At 68.9% G+C, this 14,493-nt stretch carries 19 protein-coding genes; 5 read left to right on the forward strand and 14 right to left on the reverse strand.

The window, feature by feature from the left end:
- Positions 1–303 precede the first annotated feature (303 nt).
- Positions 304–1,449: a ParA family protein gene (locus tag ACFVYS_RS30725; RefSeq protein WP_389507291.1), complete on the forward strand. Its 1,146-nt coding sequence runs from the start codon at positions 304–306 to the stop codon at positions 1,447–1,449.
- 254 nt (positions 1,450–1,703) lie between these two features.
- Positions 1,704–2,360 carry a hypothetical protein gene (locus ACFVYS_RS30730; protein ID WP_389507293.1) on the forward strand — a complete coding sequence of 219 codons (657 nt, stop codon included), beginning with the start codon at positions 1,704–1,706 and terminating at the stop codon, positions 2,358–2,360.
- Positions 2,361–2,442: 82 nt separating this feature from the next.
- Here ACFVYS_RS30730 and ACFVYS_RS30735 read toward each other — a convergent pair whose 3' ends face one another.
- From ACFVYS_RS30735 to ACFVYS_RS30800, 14 genes are all read right to left on the reverse strand, one after another.
- Positions 2,443–2,601 carry a hypothetical protein gene (locus ACFVYS_RS30735; RefSeq protein WP_389507295.1) on the reverse strand — a complete coding sequence of 53 codons (159 nt, stop codon included), beginning with the start codon at positions 2,599–2,601 and terminating at the stop codon, positions 2,443–2,445.
- Positions 2,602–2,611: 10 nt separating this feature from the next.
- Positions 2,612–2,848 (reverse strand): hypothetical protein, encoded by a 237-nt coding sequence (locus ACFVYS_RS30740; RefSeq protein WP_389507297.1) that lies wholly within the window; start codon positions 2,846–2,848, stop codon positions 2,612–2,614.
- 16 nt (positions 2,849–2,864) lie between these two features.
- Positions 2,865–3,914, reverse strand: a complete 1,050-nt coding sequence (locus tag ACFVYS_RS30745) for a hypothetical protein (RefSeq protein ID WP_389507299.1) — start codon at positions 3,912–3,914, stop codon at positions 2,865–2,867.
- Positions 3,915–3,997: 83 nt separating this feature from the next.
- Entirely contained in the window at positions 3,998–4,798 is an 801-nt protein-coding gene (locus ACFVYS_RS30750; protein WP_389507300.1) for a DciA family protein, read from the reverse strand.
- Positions 4,791–5,918 carry a hypothetical protein gene (locus ACFVYS_RS30755; protein ID WP_389507302.1) on the reverse strand — a complete coding sequence of 376 codons (1,128 nt, stop codon included), beginning with the start codon at positions 5,916–5,918 and terminating at the stop codon, positions 4,791–4,793. The genes ACFVYS_RS30750 and ACFVYS_RS30755 overlap by 8 nt, the downstream gene beginning before the upstream one ends.
- Positions 5,919–6,509: 591 nt before the next feature.
- Positions 6,510–6,866 carry a hypothetical protein gene (locus ACFVYS_RS30760; protein ID WP_389507304.1) on the reverse strand — a complete coding sequence of 119 codons (357 nt, stop codon included), beginning with the start codon at positions 6,864–6,866 and terminating at the stop codon, positions 6,510–6,512.
- Positions 6,867–7,287: 421 nt separating this feature from the next.
- Positions 7,288–7,731 carry a hypothetical protein gene (locus ACFVYS_RS30765; RefSeq protein ID WP_389507306.1) on the reverse strand — a complete coding sequence of 148 codons (444 nt, stop codon included), beginning with the start codon at positions 7,729–7,731 and terminating at the stop codon, positions 7,288–7,290.
- Positions 7,728–8,153 carry a hypothetical protein gene (locus ACFVYS_RS30770; protein ID WP_389507308.1) on the reverse strand — a complete coding sequence of 142 codons (426 nt, stop codon included), beginning with the start codon at positions 8,151–8,153 and terminating at the stop codon, positions 7,728–7,730. Before ACFVYS_RS30770 ends, ACFVYS_RS30765 begins: the two co-directional genes overlap by 4 nt.
- The gene (locus tag ACFVYS_RS30775) at positions 8,150–9,016 is read right to left on the reverse strand and encodes a WhiB family transcriptional regulator (RefSeq protein WP_389507310.1); all 867 of its coding nucleotides are present in this window, start codon (positions 9,014–9,016) and stop codon (positions 8,150–8,152) included. The genes ACFVYS_RS30770 and ACFVYS_RS30775 overlap by 4 nt, the downstream gene beginning before the upstream one ends.
- Positions 9,013–9,282 (reverse strand): hypothetical protein, encoded by a 270-nt coding sequence (locus tag ACFVYS_RS30780; protein WP_389507311.1) that lies wholly within the window; start codon positions 9,280–9,282, stop codon positions 9,013–9,015. The genes ACFVYS_RS30775 and ACFVYS_RS30780 overlap by 4 nt, the downstream gene beginning before the upstream one ends.
- Before the next feature lie 46 nt (positions 9,283–9,328).
- On the reverse strand, positions 9,329–9,661 hold the full coding sequence (locus ACFVYS_RS30785; protein WP_389507313.1) for a hypothetical protein: 333 nt from the start codon (positions 9,659–9,661) through the stop codon (positions 9,329–9,331).
- Positions 9,662–9,756: 95 nt separating this feature from the next.
- Positions 9,757–11,241: a DNA cytosine methyltransferase gene (locus tag ACFVYS_RS30790; protein WP_389507315.1), complete on the reverse strand. Its 1,485-nt coding sequence runs from the start codon at positions 11,239–11,241 to the stop codon at positions 9,757–9,759.
- Positions 11,241–12,209 carry a hypothetical protein gene (locus ACFVYS_RS30795; RefSeq protein ID WP_389507316.1) on the reverse strand — a complete coding sequence of 323 codons (969 nt, stop codon included), beginning with the start codon at positions 12,207–12,209 and terminating at the stop codon, positions 11,241–11,243. Before ACFVYS_RS30795 ends, ACFVYS_RS30790 begins: the two co-directional genes overlap by 1 nt.
- Before the next feature lie 82 nt (positions 12,210–12,291).
- Entirely contained in the window at positions 12,292–13,167 is an 876-nt protein-coding gene (locus tag ACFVYS_RS30800) for a hypothetical protein (RefSeq protein ID WP_389507318.1), read from the reverse strand.
- A 219-nt stretch (positions 13,168–13,386) separates the two neighbouring features.
- Between ACFVYS_RS30800 and ACFVYS_RS30805 the strand changes: the two genes are divergently transcribed.
- The 3 genes from ACFVYS_RS30805 to ACFVYS_RS30815 all read left to right on the forward strand — a co-directional run bounded on the left by ACFVYS_RS30805 (position 13,387) and on the right by ACFVYS_RS30815 (position 14,487).
- Positions 13,387–13,887 carry a hypothetical protein gene (locus ACFVYS_RS30805; protein ID WP_389507320.1) on the forward strand — a complete coding sequence of 167 codons (501 nt, stop codon included), beginning with the start codon at positions 13,387–13,389 and terminating at the stop codon, positions 13,885–13,887.
- Positions 13,888–13,896: 9 nt separating this feature from the next.
- Positions 13,897–14,046 (forward strand): hypothetical protein, encoded by a 150-nt coding sequence (locus tag ACFVYS_RS30810; protein ID WP_389507322.1) that lies wholly within the window; start codon positions 13,897–13,899, stop codon positions 14,044–14,046.
- Positions 14,047–14,181: 135 nt separating this feature from the next.
- The gene (locus ACFVYS_RS30815) at positions 14,182–14,487 is read left to right on the forward strand and encodes a hypothetical protein (protein ID WP_389507324.1); all 306 of its coding nucleotides are present in this window, start codon (positions 14,182–14,184) and stop codon (positions 14,485–14,487) included.
- Positions 14,488–14,493 lie beyond the last annotated feature (6 nt).

A 14,493-nucleotide genomic window follows, 5' to 3' on the forward strand; every position in this document is an offset into this window, starting at 1 on the left:
GGGGGTGTGGGGGGTGGCGCGCGGGCCGGGAACGCCCAGTGTGGGCTGCGATCCACGCACACCGCTCCCGGCCGTACGTCCGCCAGTTCCCCAGAACTGGCAGTGCGCCCATCCGTTCACGTGGATATATGCGTTGGGAAGACCCCTGCGGGTGGATCACTCGTCCGGGCGATACAAAACCCCGGCAACCCACCCTAAAACTGACCGGTGTTCAACTCTGTGGGCCACTCGGTCGCTGCATCTTCCGCCGAACCCGGGCCCGGCTACCCCACCATGGAATGATCGCCTGGTAATTTGCTCGCCATGACCCACCCCAGCGCGGACGAAGCACGCGAAAAATTGCTCGTCAACCTCACGCCCGAACTCCGCAGAGACCTCCGCATCCGAGCCGCTGAGCACGGCCTCAACATGCAGGACGCCGCCGCATCCGCGATCGGCCTGTGGCTGGAGACGCCCACCACCGTCAAGGTGGACACCAAAGGCTCCAAGTCGTGGGGAGTCTTCCTGCCCACCGGGGGCCCCACCCGATTCGCGCAGGAGTGCGACACCCGCAGCCTGACAAAGGTTCAGGGCATGGCGCAGGCCATCACCCTGTGGCTCGAGACCCACCCCTCCCCCGCCACCCGCCTGGTCTCGCAACCCGTCAAGCGGATCCTGGTCGGCAACCAGAAGGGCGGCGTCGGCAAGACGTTCGTCGCATCTGGTCTGGCCCAGGCCATGGCCGAGGCCGGCCTGCGCGTCCTCCTCGTCGACTACGACCCCCAGGGGCACCTCACCAGCCGCCTGCAAATCCCCGGCCTGCCCGAGGGCGCCGACAGCCTCCTCAAGCACATGCTGGGTGAAGCCGACCGGCACCTGGCCCGCTCCCTGGTGTCACTCCCGCACGAACGGTTCGGTGGCCGCCTGCACGTCCTGCCCGCCTCCAAGGATGCCTTCCTCATGGACGCCAAGCTGGCCCTGCTCCAGGTCGGCCGCGACACCTGCCTGGCACGGGCGCTCAGCCCGCTCGAGGACTCCTACGACGCCATCGTCCTGGACGGCCCCCCGAACCTGGGCCTGGCCATAGACCTCGCCATCAACTACGTACAGCGCCGCCCGGGCGAGTTGATCGACCACTCCGGGATCCTCATGCCCGTGTGGTCGGACCGGTCCTCGTTCGACGCCTACGAGATGCTCAACGAGCAGATCGGCACGCACTGCCGGATGACAGGGGCCGTGGTGGACCAGCTGGGGTTCGTCGTCAACGCCTACGACTCCCGCAAGGGCGTGGTGACCCGCTCCTTCTATGACGGATGGAACGAGCTGACGACGCCGGGTGTCCTGGCCACGCTGAAGGACGCGATCGAGGGACGTGAGGCGTCCGACTACCAGGTGCCGCTGCTCGAGCATGCTCCGGAGTCCGGGCAGGCTGAAGTGATGCGGTCTCTGGCGAAGGAGCTCGCAGCGTGAGCGGCAGCAGGAGGAAGGTCCCGCCCGTCATCCCGGTCGTGGGTGGTCCTCAGGGTTCGGGGGACAGCACGCGAGAGGACCAGCTGCGGGAGTGGGAGGAGGCTCAGCGGCGTCAGCGCGAGCAGCAGACCGCCACCCCGCCGGTTCCCACTCTTGTTCCAGTGCCTTCGCAGGAGCCGCCGCCCGCTCCGCCGGCTGCCGTTGTGGTTACGCCGGATGTTCCGGTCCCAGCAGGAGCTACGGGCTACCTCCCCATGCCGGAGTTCACCGAGCCCGACAGCAGCGACCCGGCTGCCCGCCTGGAGTTCTACTCCCGGGGCATCCTCGCCGTGCAGTACGCGGCCCGCGCCAACCATGAGCGTGCGGAGCAGCAGAAGCTGATCGGTCTGGGACTGCGTCTGCAAGCCGTGAAGGAGGAAGAGCTCCACAAGACCGCGGGGTTCGACACGTTCGGGGACCTGACCGAGGCCCGGTTCGGCATCAAGAAGCACCAGGCCAACAACATCATCCGCGTGTTGGGCGTGGCCCAGGCGCTCGAGGACATCACCACCCAGGAACTGAAGGAACGCCCCCTGCGGGTCCTCGTGCCGGTCCTGGACACCCATGGAGCGCAGGCAGTTCGGGAGACATGGGAGGAGGCGGCCCGGCATGGCAATGTCTCCGACACTGCGCTGAAGGATGCGGCCAACTTCCTGGGCTACGCCCCGCCGAAGGAGCAGCTGCCAGTTCCAGAGGAGCGGAAGGCAGTGGAGCAGAAGTCCGCGGTTCGACCGAGTGAGTCGCAGCGGGCCGTGGCGCGGATCCGGGTTCTCGCGGAGAAGGATCTCGATCTGGCCCGCCGTGAGGCGGAGGCGCTGGAGAGTGCGGTGCGGGAACTCCTTGAGGAACTGGCCGGCAACTTGGAACAGTGAACTCGCCTCGAGAGACAGTGCAAGGTGGTGACCATTGGTCACCACCTTGTCGTCTATCTGACCCAAAGGTGGTGACCAATGGTCACCACTTCCCTTCTTCCTCGTCTTCGCTGTCCTCACTGCTGATCCAAGGGGAGCCGTCGGTGTACTCGGGCTGGCGGAACAGCTGGTCGGTCTCCCAGACGGTGGGCGGCCGTTGTGCCGGTATGCGGGGGCGCGGGGGCGGTACGGGTGTGGGCATGGCGCGTCCTTCAGGGGGTGGGTCCGGCGAGGTGGCGGCGGATGTGCTTGTCCAGCATCAGCCGCTCCACCTCGAGCTGGTACTGGTCGCGGGCCTGATGCTCGGGCAGGTCCTGGCGGTCGAAGAAGAACTCGGCGGTGGCCGTCCAGCAGCGCCCAGTCATGGGGTGGTAGTCGCCGTGGAGGAGGCACATGGCGTGTACGGCGGCTGGCGCCGTGGCCGGTGCGGCGGCGAGGGGTGTGGGCAATGCAGTCTCCGTTTCGTCAGGCTGCGGGCTCGGGTGCGCGGTAGCCGTAGTGGGCGCGGTCGCGGGTGCACTGTTCGGCGGCCTTCGCGGCGAGGATGTACGGCCAGCGCTCCGTGTCCGGTGTGACGTGCTCGATCTGCCACGCGCACGAGTAGGTGTGGTCTCCCTTCCACTCGTGGTTGCGGACGGGGATGCCGGCCTCGCAGTCCCACTGCGCCATCCAGTAGGTGGTGGCGCGGCCGCGGGTGCGGCGGGATTGCCACTGCTCGAGGTGGACGGTGGCCTGGTGGGTGTCGCCTTCGGGCATGTAGACGGTGACGGGCATCCGGTCGGTCTCGGAGATCTTGCGGTTGCGGCGCGGGCCCAGCAGGTGGTGGCGGGGGTCGATGTGGACGTTGCCGTCCATCCACTTGGGGTCGCTGGCGTGGTGTTCGTTCTCGCGGGCCCACACCTTCCACCACAGGCGGCCGGAGTGGATGCTGAGGTCTATCTCCCGGGTCTGGAAGCCCTCGTTGTTGAGGCGTCGCTGCACCCACGTCCCGAACCGTTCGCTGGTTAGGTAGCAGGCTCCGAGGGGGCCGAGACCTAGGTGGGCCTGGAGGGTGTGTTCGTCGCCGGGGTTGCCGACCTTCACGCCGATGCCGGTGGAGTGGGCGCGGCCGACGACGACTTCAGCGGCAAGGGTGCCGGTGGGCTGCGCCGGCCAGGGCCCGGGCTGCGTGGGGGTCTGGTAGGGGATCCCGCGCTTCGCCAGCTGGTGTGCCGCCTCCTTGGGGAAGTGGCGGCCGTTGAACGGGCCGGGGTAGGGCTGGCCCAGCTGCCACCGGTCGGCGTTCAGGTTGCCCTGCGGGTCGGGGCGGACACCGCATCGCTCGCAGGCCACCCACCGGGCGTGGCGCCGGTTCTCGGGCCCGTACTGGGAGTCGTAGCCGTCGACGACGGGCTTGTGCCCGAACAGGCGACAGACGGCCATGACGCGGGGCAGGCTGCTGGCGTAGAAGGACCGGTGCATCAGGACGCGGGGGTCGGGGCGGTCCTTGGCGCGGTCGATGGTGAAGAAGTGCACGGCGGCTCCCGGCAACTGGGGTGGGGGCGGTGTGGTTTACCGCGGTAAACCGTCTCGCAGATTCCAGATCGTGTTGCCCCTGCTCATGCGACGTCGAAGGCGCGGCGTGGGGTGCGGCCAGCGGCCTGGCTGCGTGCGTACGCGCGGGCGGCGGCCTCAGAGGCTGCCATGCTGCCCGGCTCCGGGCCGGCGCTCTCGACTGCGTCCTGCTGCGCCCAGTACGCCTCCCGGTCCTCGCTCTCCGGAAGCCGGTTGGCGCGGAGGGCGGCCTCCTGCCGTCGCCGGGCTTCTTCCTCGTAGGAGGTCTCCGGGGGAAGGGTGAGCCGGTTGTCGAGCGCGAGAGCGAGCGTGTGCCGGTAGCCGGGGTGGGCGGTCTCCCGGGTCTTCACTGGTGCCTCGGGCTTGGGCGCAGCCTGCTGCGGCGCCGGGTCGGGGGCGCCGTCGCGGCGGCCGCCAGGGGGCAGAACGCGGATCGTACGGACCGCAGGCTTGCCCAACGCGTTGTTGAGGTGCCGCATCAGCAGCTGCTGGGACATGCGCAGGTGTGCGCCGCGGGATGCGGTGTCGGGCTGGAGGGTGAGGAGGCCGCGGTCTGGGTCGTATGCGGTGGGCCGGACGCTGTCGGCGAGCTCGGTGGGGCAGATCTTCGCCCACTGGTCGATAAGGCTGCCGCCGTCCAGGCTGGCCTCCCAGCCCTGTTCGGCCTGGAGCTTGCCAAGGAGGGTGCCAAGGCCTTGAGGGTCGCGTCCTTCGCCGCGGTGCGGGCGCATGGTGCGGCGGGGCTTCTTCGGGTTGGCCGTTGGGGCGGTTTTGGCGGCGGCGCGGGCAGCTGCCAAGGCCTGGCGGGCAAGATCGGCGCCAGCGCCACGAGTGGTCTCAGGCATACGTCTTCTCCATCCGGGCCTGCTGATTGATGGCGAACTTGCAGATTTCCACGCCGTACAGGTCGATGGCGTCGTCCTGGTCGTCGGCGAGGTGGGCGGCGACTTCCTCCCACTCGGTCCAGCCGTAGAGCCGGGCGTACTGCCGGTCTTCCTCCGTGCGCTGCGGCTCCGGCTGGGCGGTGGGGGTAATGCCGAAGAGGGCTACCAGGGAGGCCCGGTTCTTCGCGGCGGTGCTGTCTTCGGGGGCGACGGCCTGCGCCAGCTCCTCCTGCTGCGCGGTGCCTGCGGCGATACGGGCGCGGATGAACGCCACCGGGTTCTTCGGCTTCCAGCGCATCCCGGAGCACATGCCGGTCAGCTCGTCGACGATGCGGAAGGCGTCCCAGCCTTGGTCGGTCCACGGGCGGAGCACGTACTCGAGGCGGCGCAGCGGTACCGGCTGGGTCCAGTTGACGAGGGCCCGCACCAGCCGGACCTCCTGGCTGGCTTTCTGGACGTCGGCTGCGGTGCGGCGGCGTCCGCCGATGTTGCTGCTCTGGTGGGGGATCGGGGTCTTGGTCGGCCTCGTGGGCGAGGTGTAGTTAAAACCACCCACTAGATCAACCTGACTCTCTTCTTTAACCACCGTTAGGGAAGGGGTCTCAAGGGCCTCCAGCATGGGGTTATCCACAGGCGGGTTATCCACAGGGTTCTGCCGGTCCCGGAGGTCGACGACGATGCGCGCCGTGTAGCCGGTGCCGATGATCCGGTGGCCCATGGCGTGGTCGAAGACCGGGGGGATGACCGCGGCGTAGATGGTGGCGGTGCCCTCGTAGCCCTTGAGACCCATCAGGCGGCGCAGGTTGGTACGGGAGCCGTGCTGAACCCAGGCGAGCGCTCCGAGCTCACGGAGGTAGGAGACGTGCCGGGCGATGGACGCGCGAGAGATACCGAGCCGGGCAACCATCTCGTCGAGGCAGTAGCGGGCGTGCCCGGTGGTGTAGTCCATGCGGGCGGCCAGGTCCTCGGCGACTTTGAGCGTGGTGGCGTTCGCGCGGCCGTGGAGGCCGGCTGCGATCAGCCACTCGACTGCGCGAAGCCACCGACGCGGGCCCGTCCGCCTCGAGGCAGTGTTCGCCACCTCTTGGGCGGCTCCTCGGACGTGGGCCTGCCCTGCACTGTAGTCGAACGCGCGTTCGGATTCGATGTTGGGGGTGTGCGTGTCGCGTGACGTCTCGGGGCACTGGGTGTCGCCCGCGCGGGGGGACATTCCTCGCGAATCGCCCTTTGGGGCGTCGCCAAGCTGACAAGAGGGTGCTGAGTGCTGCACTATGTACCTGCCGTCCTGCGGACATGAAAAAGCCCGCTCGGTGGTGAAGGTGGTTCCTCCCAGAACCTGAACTCGCTCGATCTCGGGCCGGTCGCCAAACCGGATCGAAGTTCGGGCCTTAGCTCGGTCGCCAAACCGAGCCGTTGCACGAGGCCGCGCACGGTGCGCCAACACCAGCGGCCAGCGGTAGAGGAAGTGCCCCCGCCAAGGGGCCCAGGACCTCCCGCTGAGGAAGTCGCTACGTCACCTGATCTCCCTTACTGGGTGAGGTCTGCCCAACGACGAACTGGGGTTCCAGGTAGTCGCACTGGGCTTGGTCAAAAGCGGACTGCCATCCATCGCGGCACCGCTGGCATGTGGGGTCGAACGTGGTTGTGGCGTCGTGGTCGTGAGAAGCAGCGATCATCGCTGGCCCTCCGTCCAGCCGTAGCCATCGGCGAGGCCCTGTACGACCGGGCAGGTGTCTTCGTACCCGAAGTGGGTCCACTCGTCGAGGTAGCCGGTCTCGTCCTTGGCCGGGCAGCTGTGCATGTTCCCGGCGTGCAGATCCAGCAGCTTTCGGTCGGCGGCGCAACGGCGTGTGATGGCCGTAGGCCCATCGCAGTCGCACAACGGCGCGCCGCCTTGGAGCACGGTCAGGTCGATGATGGTGGTGCCGTGGAACGAGCACTCGGTGTCGTGCCACCTTGCGGCGTCCGATGCGGCCTTGGTGATGGCGTTGTCCAGCCAGGCGGGGATGTCCTCGCCCTGGGCGGTCATGCGACGGCGGGGGTAGTGGTGACAGGGCCCTGCTCGCGCGCCGGTGTGATCTTCACGGTGCTGGCTGGGGTTCCACTGTCTGATAGCCCGGGACTGCGGGTACGCTTCGTCACGTCGACACCTTCGTAGTGGTTGTGTGTCGGCCCGGCCCCGCACCTAGTGCTGCTAACACTGGGACTACTGCGGGGCCGTTCCTTTGTCTGTGTGCGCCGGCCGTCCAGTTCAGTAGCTGACTGCACGTCTGACGCAGGGCTCAGCCTACTCGTTGGACGCACCATCTGTCTCCATTCCTTGCTGCGCGTTTTTGATCAGACTTGTCGTCAGATATCCAGGTCATCGCACGGGCGTGCGGGCCTGCGGTTCTGTCCTACACATTTGGGAACCAAATAACTTGATCATGCCCACGCCCCTGCCGGAGGCCTCAAGAGACGGCGGCGAGGGGCGGAAGGTGCTGGTCGGGGCGGATGTCGCGGTTGGGCAGCGGGATGACGGTGGGGGCATGTCTGGAGGTGTCGGCGGCGGGTGGCGGGGGTTCGGCGCGTCGTGCGGCGCGGGCGGAGGATGCGGCGGTGGTGCATTGGGGGCAGCGGCAGCCGCCGTGGATGTAGCGGTATTCGTTGTGGGGCTTGTCGTCCCAACGGGCGGCCCGCCCGGCCTGCTTGGCCTGTTCGCGGGCTTCGCGGAAGTGGGGGTCGGTGGTGGCGTGGTGGTTGACGGTGCGTCGGTCGATGCCGACGGCGGCCGCGGCCTCGTTCAACGTGAGGCCTGCGGTGACGTGCTTGAGGTACGTCTTCTTCTGGGCGTCGTCGAAGAGGAGGGGGCGTCCGCGGCCGCGTCCGGGGACTGGCCGGGTGCGGGGGCTCACCAGTGTCCGCCGCGGGTTTCGTCGCTGCTGGTGGGGGTGCGTTCGTGGTCGGGTTCGGGTTCGGTGGCTGCGGTACGGGCGGCGTGGTGGGCGGTGTGGGCCATGGCCGTCCAGCCGGCGTCGGCGAGGAGGGCCTGCAACCGGGCGAGGGTGTCGCGGTGGAAGCGGGGCGAGTTGGAGAGGCGCCCCGCGCGCAGGCCCACGGCGAGGGCGGCCTGCCACACCCTGCGTACGTCGGCCGGGTCCAGGTCGGGGAACAGGTACTCGGGGAGTTTGTCGGGGCGGCCGGCGGTGTCGAGCATGGCGCAGGCAATAAGCCCGGCCAGGTAGGCGCCGCTGGTGACGGCGGTGTCGGCGAGGGCTTGGTCGACGGTGGGGTTGATGCCGTGGAGGGTGGGGGCCGCGGGGGCGGGTGGGGTCATGCTGCGGCCTCCAGGACGCGGGCGCGGGTGGGGGTGGGGAGGTTGCGGATGGTGGCGTCGGGGGTGAGGTCGTCGAAGGCGAGTTGGCCGGCGATGTCGGTGAAGCGGCTGCGGCGCAGGCTGGGGACGCGGGCCGGTTCGTACGGTCCGGGTTCGGGCAGCGCCACCACGGTGAGCCGGGCAGTAGGGCGGGGGCGGGGTTTGCGGGGGCGGTGCGGGGGGCGGGGTACGGCGGGCACGCTCCCGTCGTCCGGCACGACCTGCACGCCGTCGAGGAGGCCGCGTTCGGCGGCCGCCGTGAGGAGCTGCATCCGCGTCGCCGGCCGGGCCAGCCCGAGTTTGCCGACGAGGATGGACCGCTGCCAGTTCGCGGTCCGCACATCCGTGCCCGCGGCCCGGGCCACATCGTCGGGGCTGCTGTGCGCGGCCAGGGCCCGCAGCACGATCAGCTTCTGCTCGGTGTGCAGCTGCCGGGCGGGCGCAGGCTGCGGCGCCTCCTGAAGGGTTTCCTTGTAGGCGACGAACGCCCGGTGCCGCTCCAGCGGCGTCATCCCCCCGAGGACCGCGTACGGTTCGGCGAGCTTCCCGTCACGGGTGAGGGACGCCCCGTAGGCCAGGCACTGCACCATCACCGGGCAGTCCACGCACACTTCCACCGCGGCCTTCTCGCGGGCGGTACGGGTAGCAGGGTCTTCACCGCCGTCCAGGTCGGGGGCTTCCCACGAGGTGACGGGCACGGAGTGGTCGCCGGCGGCGAGGTGCGGCTGGTCGGGGTCGGGGGCGCAGCCGCGGTAGCGGAAGTGGGGGTGCTCGGTGAAGGCTTGGTGGGCGGTCGTGACGTCCAGACGTATCGGCTGGTTCATCGGGTTCCCCCTTCCGGGTTGTGGTGTGCGGCGAGCGCTTTGGTGAGGACGAGGTCGGCTTCGGTGACGGTGTGGTGGGCGTGTACGGCCTGGGTGAGGCGGTGGGTGAAGGCGTCCATGTCGCGGGTGTGGAGACTGCTGGTGAGACGGCGCGCGGCGCGCTCCGCATCGAGAGCGCGCCGCAGACGGTGCAGGTGGTAGAGGCCGGCTGCTGCCACGGTGGTGGTGGCGAGCGCGGCCAGGTAGCGGATGGGGGGTGCTGGCACGACGCTCACCTCCAACCGGGGTGTGCCAGACGCAGGGACTGCGGTTTCAGCGGTGGTGCAGGGTGTGCCGGCGGGCGACGTCCTCAAGCAGGGCCTCACCCCACGGATCCACCGGAGGCTCAGTCAGCGTGGTGGGGTCGTAGAGGCTGGCCACCCGGTCCACGGCAGGGGCCAGGACCTCGTTCACCGACCGGCCCAGCCCTTCGAGCCGTACCTGGCGCTCCTGGGCTTCCCGGGCGAGCTGGTGGTAGATCTTCGGCCGCCGCGGCGACACGAACCCGTGCCGGCGCCGCAGCCAACGCCCCCACCACCAGTCCACGGCCGTGTACACCGCAGACACCCCGATGAAGAGGAGGACGGCCCAGAGAGAAGAGGACATAACGGAACTCCGTTCGGCAGTCGGCCGGGGGATGGGGGTGGTGCCCAGGGCGGGCGGGGAAGGGGCGCGGCCCGCGCGGTGGCGGGCCGGGTGGTTCATGCGGCGTAGGACGCCGCGCTGGGGTCATCGACGACCGCACGCTGATGGAGCAGCCGGAGCGCGGCAGAGGCCTGGAGCCAGACGACGCCGTTGCCCAGGGCGCGGAGCATGGCCGACCGGGTGAGGCCGGGGGTGCAGGTCACCCAGCCGTCGGGCAGGCCCATGAGCCATTCGGTGAAGACGGGGCTCAGTCGTCCCAGAGCGTCGGTGGGCCAGGGGGCGGGCCGTCCGAGGACGGCTTCCCAGCGGCGGATGGCGGGTCCGTAATCGCCCCAGTCAAGGTCGGGTTGCCCCGGCCGTAGCTGGAGGAGGTCTGCTCGCCGTCCGAACTCGTCGGCGTCGGAAGGAGTTGCCCCTCCGCCAGCGGGATCAGCACCTGCGAGAGAGGAGGCCGGAAGCCCTCGCTGGCCCGTCGGCCGGGCGTGCCCGTGTCCGAGGCCCGCGGGGTCGGCAGAAGCTTCGCCGCCGCGCTCGGCAGCATCAGATCGCCCTTGCTGCCGCGCTGGTTCGGGCCGCCCTTCTCCCCGTCCGACGCCCTGGGCGTCGGCAGGAGCCGGCCGCTGAACACCACGTCCGACAGCGTCCAGCCCGGGTTCACGTTCGGGTTGTCCGTCTTCCGGCCCGCCGTCGCGTTCCGGGTGCCCTTCGCGTCCCCAGCCAACGGTGTCGGCAGCAGCTTCACGGCTTCCGGCAGGTCCACATCCGAGGGTGGACGCGGCTTGCCATCCCTGCTCCGCCCCTGCGTGGCGCCGCTGCCCTTGTCGTCCGAAGCGTTCGGTGTCGGCAACAAGCGGATCGCCGTCCGCAGGTCCATGCCCCCGTCCCCGTGTGTCCCAGCCCCGTTCGTGTCCGAGGTCCGCGGCGTCGGCATCAGCCGGCCAGGCATAGACGAAGACTCGCTTACGGGCGTGGGGAGCGCCGACCTCCGACGCTGCCACGCGTGCCCATTCCGCATGGAACCCGAGGCTGGCCAGGTCTCCGAGAACGGCTCCAACAGCTCGAAGAATCCGTCCTGCTCGGGCCTCTTCTTCCAGAGCCTCAGCGTCGAGTCCCAGTCCACGGTCAGCCGGTGCCGAGAGGAGCCCTTCGACATTTTCGATGATCACCAATCGGGGTTCGAGGACTGCTATGGCGTGCGCCATGTGGTTCCACAGCCCGGAGCGGGTGTCGGGTGTGAGGCCGGCGCGTTTGCCAGCTGAGGAGACGTCGGTGCAGGGGAAGCCGCCGGTGAGGATGTCGATCGGCCCGTGGGCGTCGGTGACGGCCTGCCAATCGACTTTCGTGATGTCGCCGAGGTTCGGGACGTCGGGCCAGTGCCGGTCGAGGATCTTCGCGGCGTACTGGTTGGTGTCTTCCTTGCCGTTCTTGTCCGGAGGCTCGTACTGCGAGTGCCACACCACCTGGCCGCCGAAGACGTCCATGACGGCCAGGTCCAGGGCGCCGGTACCGGAGAAGAGGGAACCGATCCGGGGCCCGGCCATCAGGCGGCGCTCCTCTCGGCGTGACCGGGAGCCGACTTCAACTCCGCAATCCGCTCCGTCAGGAGCGTCTCGATGCGCGTGGGCACCTTGTCCGGGCCCGCGGGGATCTCCAGGTTCAGGAGGTTCTTGGCCCTGGCCTCGGCCAGGCTGGCTTCGTTGCCGTTGACGGTGTCCCATCCGTTGCGCATCCGGCGCAGGAACTCTTGCTCCTTCTCTTCCTGGACAAGCTGCCGGATTCGTTCGTCGATCAGCTCTCCGAACAGCCGGATTTTTCCGTTGACGTCCTGGACCTGCGATTCGTGGAAGGACTCCTCACCGACCTGGACCTTTACGGCCCGCAGCCCTTCGAGGTGACCCCATCGCTTCTGCATCAGCGCGTACAGGTCTTCCAGCCGGTCTTCGCGTGACGGCTGCGCCTCCAGGTTGTGCTTCTCGGCGGTCGCCTCATCCATTTCGGTCTTGGACCACAGGTTCAGCGCGGCTCCGAAGCGCATGCCGGCGTTCCGCAGTGCGTCCCCGATCGCTTCCTTCACAGCGTTCGGGCCGGTCTTGCCCTGTGCGTCGCCGTAGCCCAGCCGTTCGTGTCCTGCGACCGTCAGGCGGATCCATAGACCGCCGTTGTGGTCGAACTTCGGCAGCCCGTCTGTGTCGAATGCCAGTGGCTCCCACGTCCACAGCGGATCGGCCGCGAGGAGCCGGCCGGTCAGCTCGGCGTGCCCCACGTAGTCCAGGTGCATGTGCGCGGTGGTGATCTTGCTGTTGCAGACGTCGCACTTCTGCTTCTTGTGGTGCTCGCACTCCTTGTACGGAGCCTTGCTGCACTTGTTGCACGTGATCTTCGGAAGCTTGGAGATCTGGTTGGCCTGGAACGGCTCCCGCAGCTGCGCGAGGGCGGTCAGCTGGCTTTGGGTGTGCGAGGTGGGGCCCTCCGCCGTCGTGCTGGCGGGGGCCTCGATGGCGGATGCCACGTGAGGTCTCCTATGGGGGTTGTGCGATCGGGGGCGGGGTCCGGTCTGGTTGTCGGCGTCCAGGCCGGCCCCGCCCGCCTGGTTACTGGTTGGGCGGCTCGCCCAGACGGTCCTTCAAAATCGCGACGGCAACCATGCCCGGGTAGTACGGCAGCTCAGACTGCTCCGACTGCTCCGCGCACCAGTCCCGAAGCCCCGACAGCAGCCGCTCGTCGACCGCGATCGACACCTTCGCCTTGGGCACCGGACCACGGGGACCCTGCTCCGGATCGGCCGCCCACACGCCGCCCTCACGGGGACGCTCAGACACAGCCAGCCACTCCGGGACCTGCGGCGACCACGAACCATCCAGCAGAGCCCGGATGCCCGCGTCGATGACGCTCTGGAGGCTGACACCCCGCTCGGCGGCGACAGCCACCACGTGGTCCACCAGCCGCCGGTCCGTGACGACCTTCAGCGTCTCCGAGTCGGCCTCGGACGTCCGCTCCACCCCCAGCTCGTCACACATCCACGAGATGGCGATGCTGGCCAGAGAGACGCGGTAGCCGAGTTCGGACTTCAGGCTCGGCAGCATGGGCTCAACCTGCTGGCGCAGTGCATCCGGGACCCGCACGTTCAGATTCGCCGACGGCCCGGCCGGCTTGCGGTCCCGGCCGCGGTTGAGGGGCGTCTTCGGCGGAACCCACTGCCCGTCAACCACCGCCTGGAAGCCGTCGCGGACCACGGCGGACAGGGACACACCCAGGTCCGCTGCGGCCGCCACGAGGGCGCCCTTGAGGGACTTCGGCATGTAGATGGGCAGGTTGGAGGCGCTGCCGAGTTCGGCGGTCTGTGCGCGCAGCAGTGACCAGCCTCCTGGGGCCAGGATTGCGCGGACGTCGGCTGCCTCGTCGTCGTGGCCGGTCTGCTGGAGCAGGTCGGCGGCAGTCTTCAGGCGCTCTCGGATGGGCCGGGGCACGTGGCGTGGTCCTCTCGGTGGGCGCCGCTTGCCCGTGGTGGTGGGTGGGCGACGCGTGGGGGCGTTTTCCACGCCAGTCTCCTCCAGTTTTCATTGCAACGCCATGGTGGCTGGCGGCCGGGGCGTCGCCCCAACAGGAACTAGACTACCCGCATCGCCATTGCATTGCAATGGTTGATGTCTTATGGTGGAACCACACCACAGCGAGGGGGCACCACAATGAAGCTCACCCAGAACCAGAGCCGCACCAAGACCCTCGCTGACCTGTACCGCGCCATCGACCGGCAGCACGCCGTCACCATCACCCACCTCAAGCCCGGCGAGACCGAGCCCATCGTGCGGACCATCGAGATCAGCGACCTCCGCACCACCGCCGTGAAAATCTCCAAGACCGGCCAGATCAGCGGCGGAGACATCGAAGTCCACGCCATGTGCCGCCTGCGCGCCGCCGAGATCGACCAGAAGAAGGCCGCCGGCGAGGACACCACGGGCATGACGGCAGCACGCAAGTTCCTCCTGTCGGACATCCTCAGTTACACGGTCCACAGGATCGGCTACGTCCTCACCCGCCCGACCAACACCACCTACGAGCCCACCCCGACCGCCCCCAACCACAACGAGACCGCCCTCATCTGGTTCGAGCTGGAGCGCGACCAGGACGACGCCGACTACCGCCCCCGACGCAAGCTGACCACCGAAGACACTGACCTCGCCGCCTAGGAGACGCCCATGTATGACTGCCGAACCTGCAAGGGCGACGGCGCCCACCCCGACTGCAACGGAAGCGGCTGCGCCAACTGCGACCCGGACACCGGGAACTGCCCGACCTGCTGCGGAACCGGCAACGATCCCAAGCACTGGCAGCCTCGTAGCACCTGACCCCGGGTACGACGAAGGCCACTGCCCCGGGTTGGGGGTAGTGGCCTCAAAACACTCTGAACGCGCACGCGCAGCGTAGCCGATCAACTCACCACAGGTCTACCCTCAGTTGAAACCGCAGACCAGGAGCACCACATGCCTCAGCTCGTCGAAGTACCAGACGACCTTGCCACCGAGATCGGACACGAGAACCCGAACCCCTGGCCGTGGGTCAGCACCCAGGACGCCGAGACGTGGGCAGAGACCCCCTACACCTACGCAGGAGACGTGGTACTCCTCCCGTTCGCCGGCGACATGCGACCCGCCACCAGGCCCAGCGTGGAAGCCGCATACGGACCGCTCACCCCCGAGCCCCACTGCCCCGTGTGCGGAACGGTCCTCTTCTGGGAGAACGGCGTCTGCGGGATGCGGAACGTGTCCACCAGCCACCCCCACGGCTAGCCCTTA

It is taken from the genome of Streptomyces sp. NPDC058295 (assembly GCF_042880655.1).
Classification (GTDB): Bacteria; Actinomycetota; Actinomycetes; order Streptomycetales; family Streptomycetaceae; genus Streptomyces; species Streptomyces coriariae.

Bases quoted from the DNA above. Each gene is read 5' to 3' on its own strand.
- ACFVYS_RS30810 (WP_389507322.1), top strand. From the start codon at position 13,897: ATGTATGACTGCCGAACCTGCAAGGGCGACGGCGCCCACCCCGACTGC.
- ACFVYS_RS30805 (WP_389507320.1), top strand. From the start codon at position 13,387: ATGAAGCTCACCCAGAACCAGAGCCGCACCAAGACCCTCGCTGACCTG.
- ACFVYS_RS30725 (WP_389507291.1), top strand. From the start codon at position 304: ATGACCCACCCCAGCGCGGACGAAGCACGCGAAAAATTGCTCGTCAAC.
- ACFVYS_RS30730 (WP_389507293.1), top strand. From the start codon at position 1,704: ATGCCGGAGTTCACCGAGCCCGACAGCAGCGACCCGGCTGCCCGCCTG.
- ACFVYS_RS30785 (WP_389507313.1), bottom strand. From the start codon at position 9,661: ATGTCCTCTTCTCTCTGGGCCGTCCTCCTCTTCATCGGGGTGTCTGCG.
- ACFVYS_RS30750 (WP_389507300.1), bottom strand. From the start codon at position 4,798: ATGCCTGAGACCACTCGTGGCGCTGGCGCCGATCTTGCCCGCCAGGCC.
- ACFVYS_RS30815 (WP_389507324.1), top strand. From the start codon at position 14,182: ATGCCTCAGCTCGTCGAAGTACCAGACGACCTTGCCACCGAGATCGGA.
- ACFVYS_RS30770 (WP_389507308.1), bottom strand. From the start codon at position 8,153: ATGACCCCACCCGCCCCCGCGGCCCCCACCCTCCACGGCATCAACCCC.
- ACFVYS_RS30790 (WP_389507315.1), bottom strand. From the start codon at position 11,241: ATGGCCGGGCCCCGGATCGGTTCCCTCTTCTCCGGTACCGGCGCCCTG.
- ACFVYS_RS30735 (WP_389507295.1), bottom strand. From the start codon at position 2,601: ATGCCCACACCCGTACCGCCCCCGCGCCCCCGCATACCGGCACAACGG.
- ACFVYS_RS30760 (WP_389507304.1), bottom strand. From the start codon at position 6,866: ATGACCGCCCAGGGCGAGGACATCCCCGCCTGGCTGGACAACGCCATC.
- ACFVYS_RS30775 (WP_389507310.1), bottom strand. From the start codon at position 9,016: ATGAACCAGCCGATACGTCTGGACGTCACGACCGCCCACCAAGCCTTC.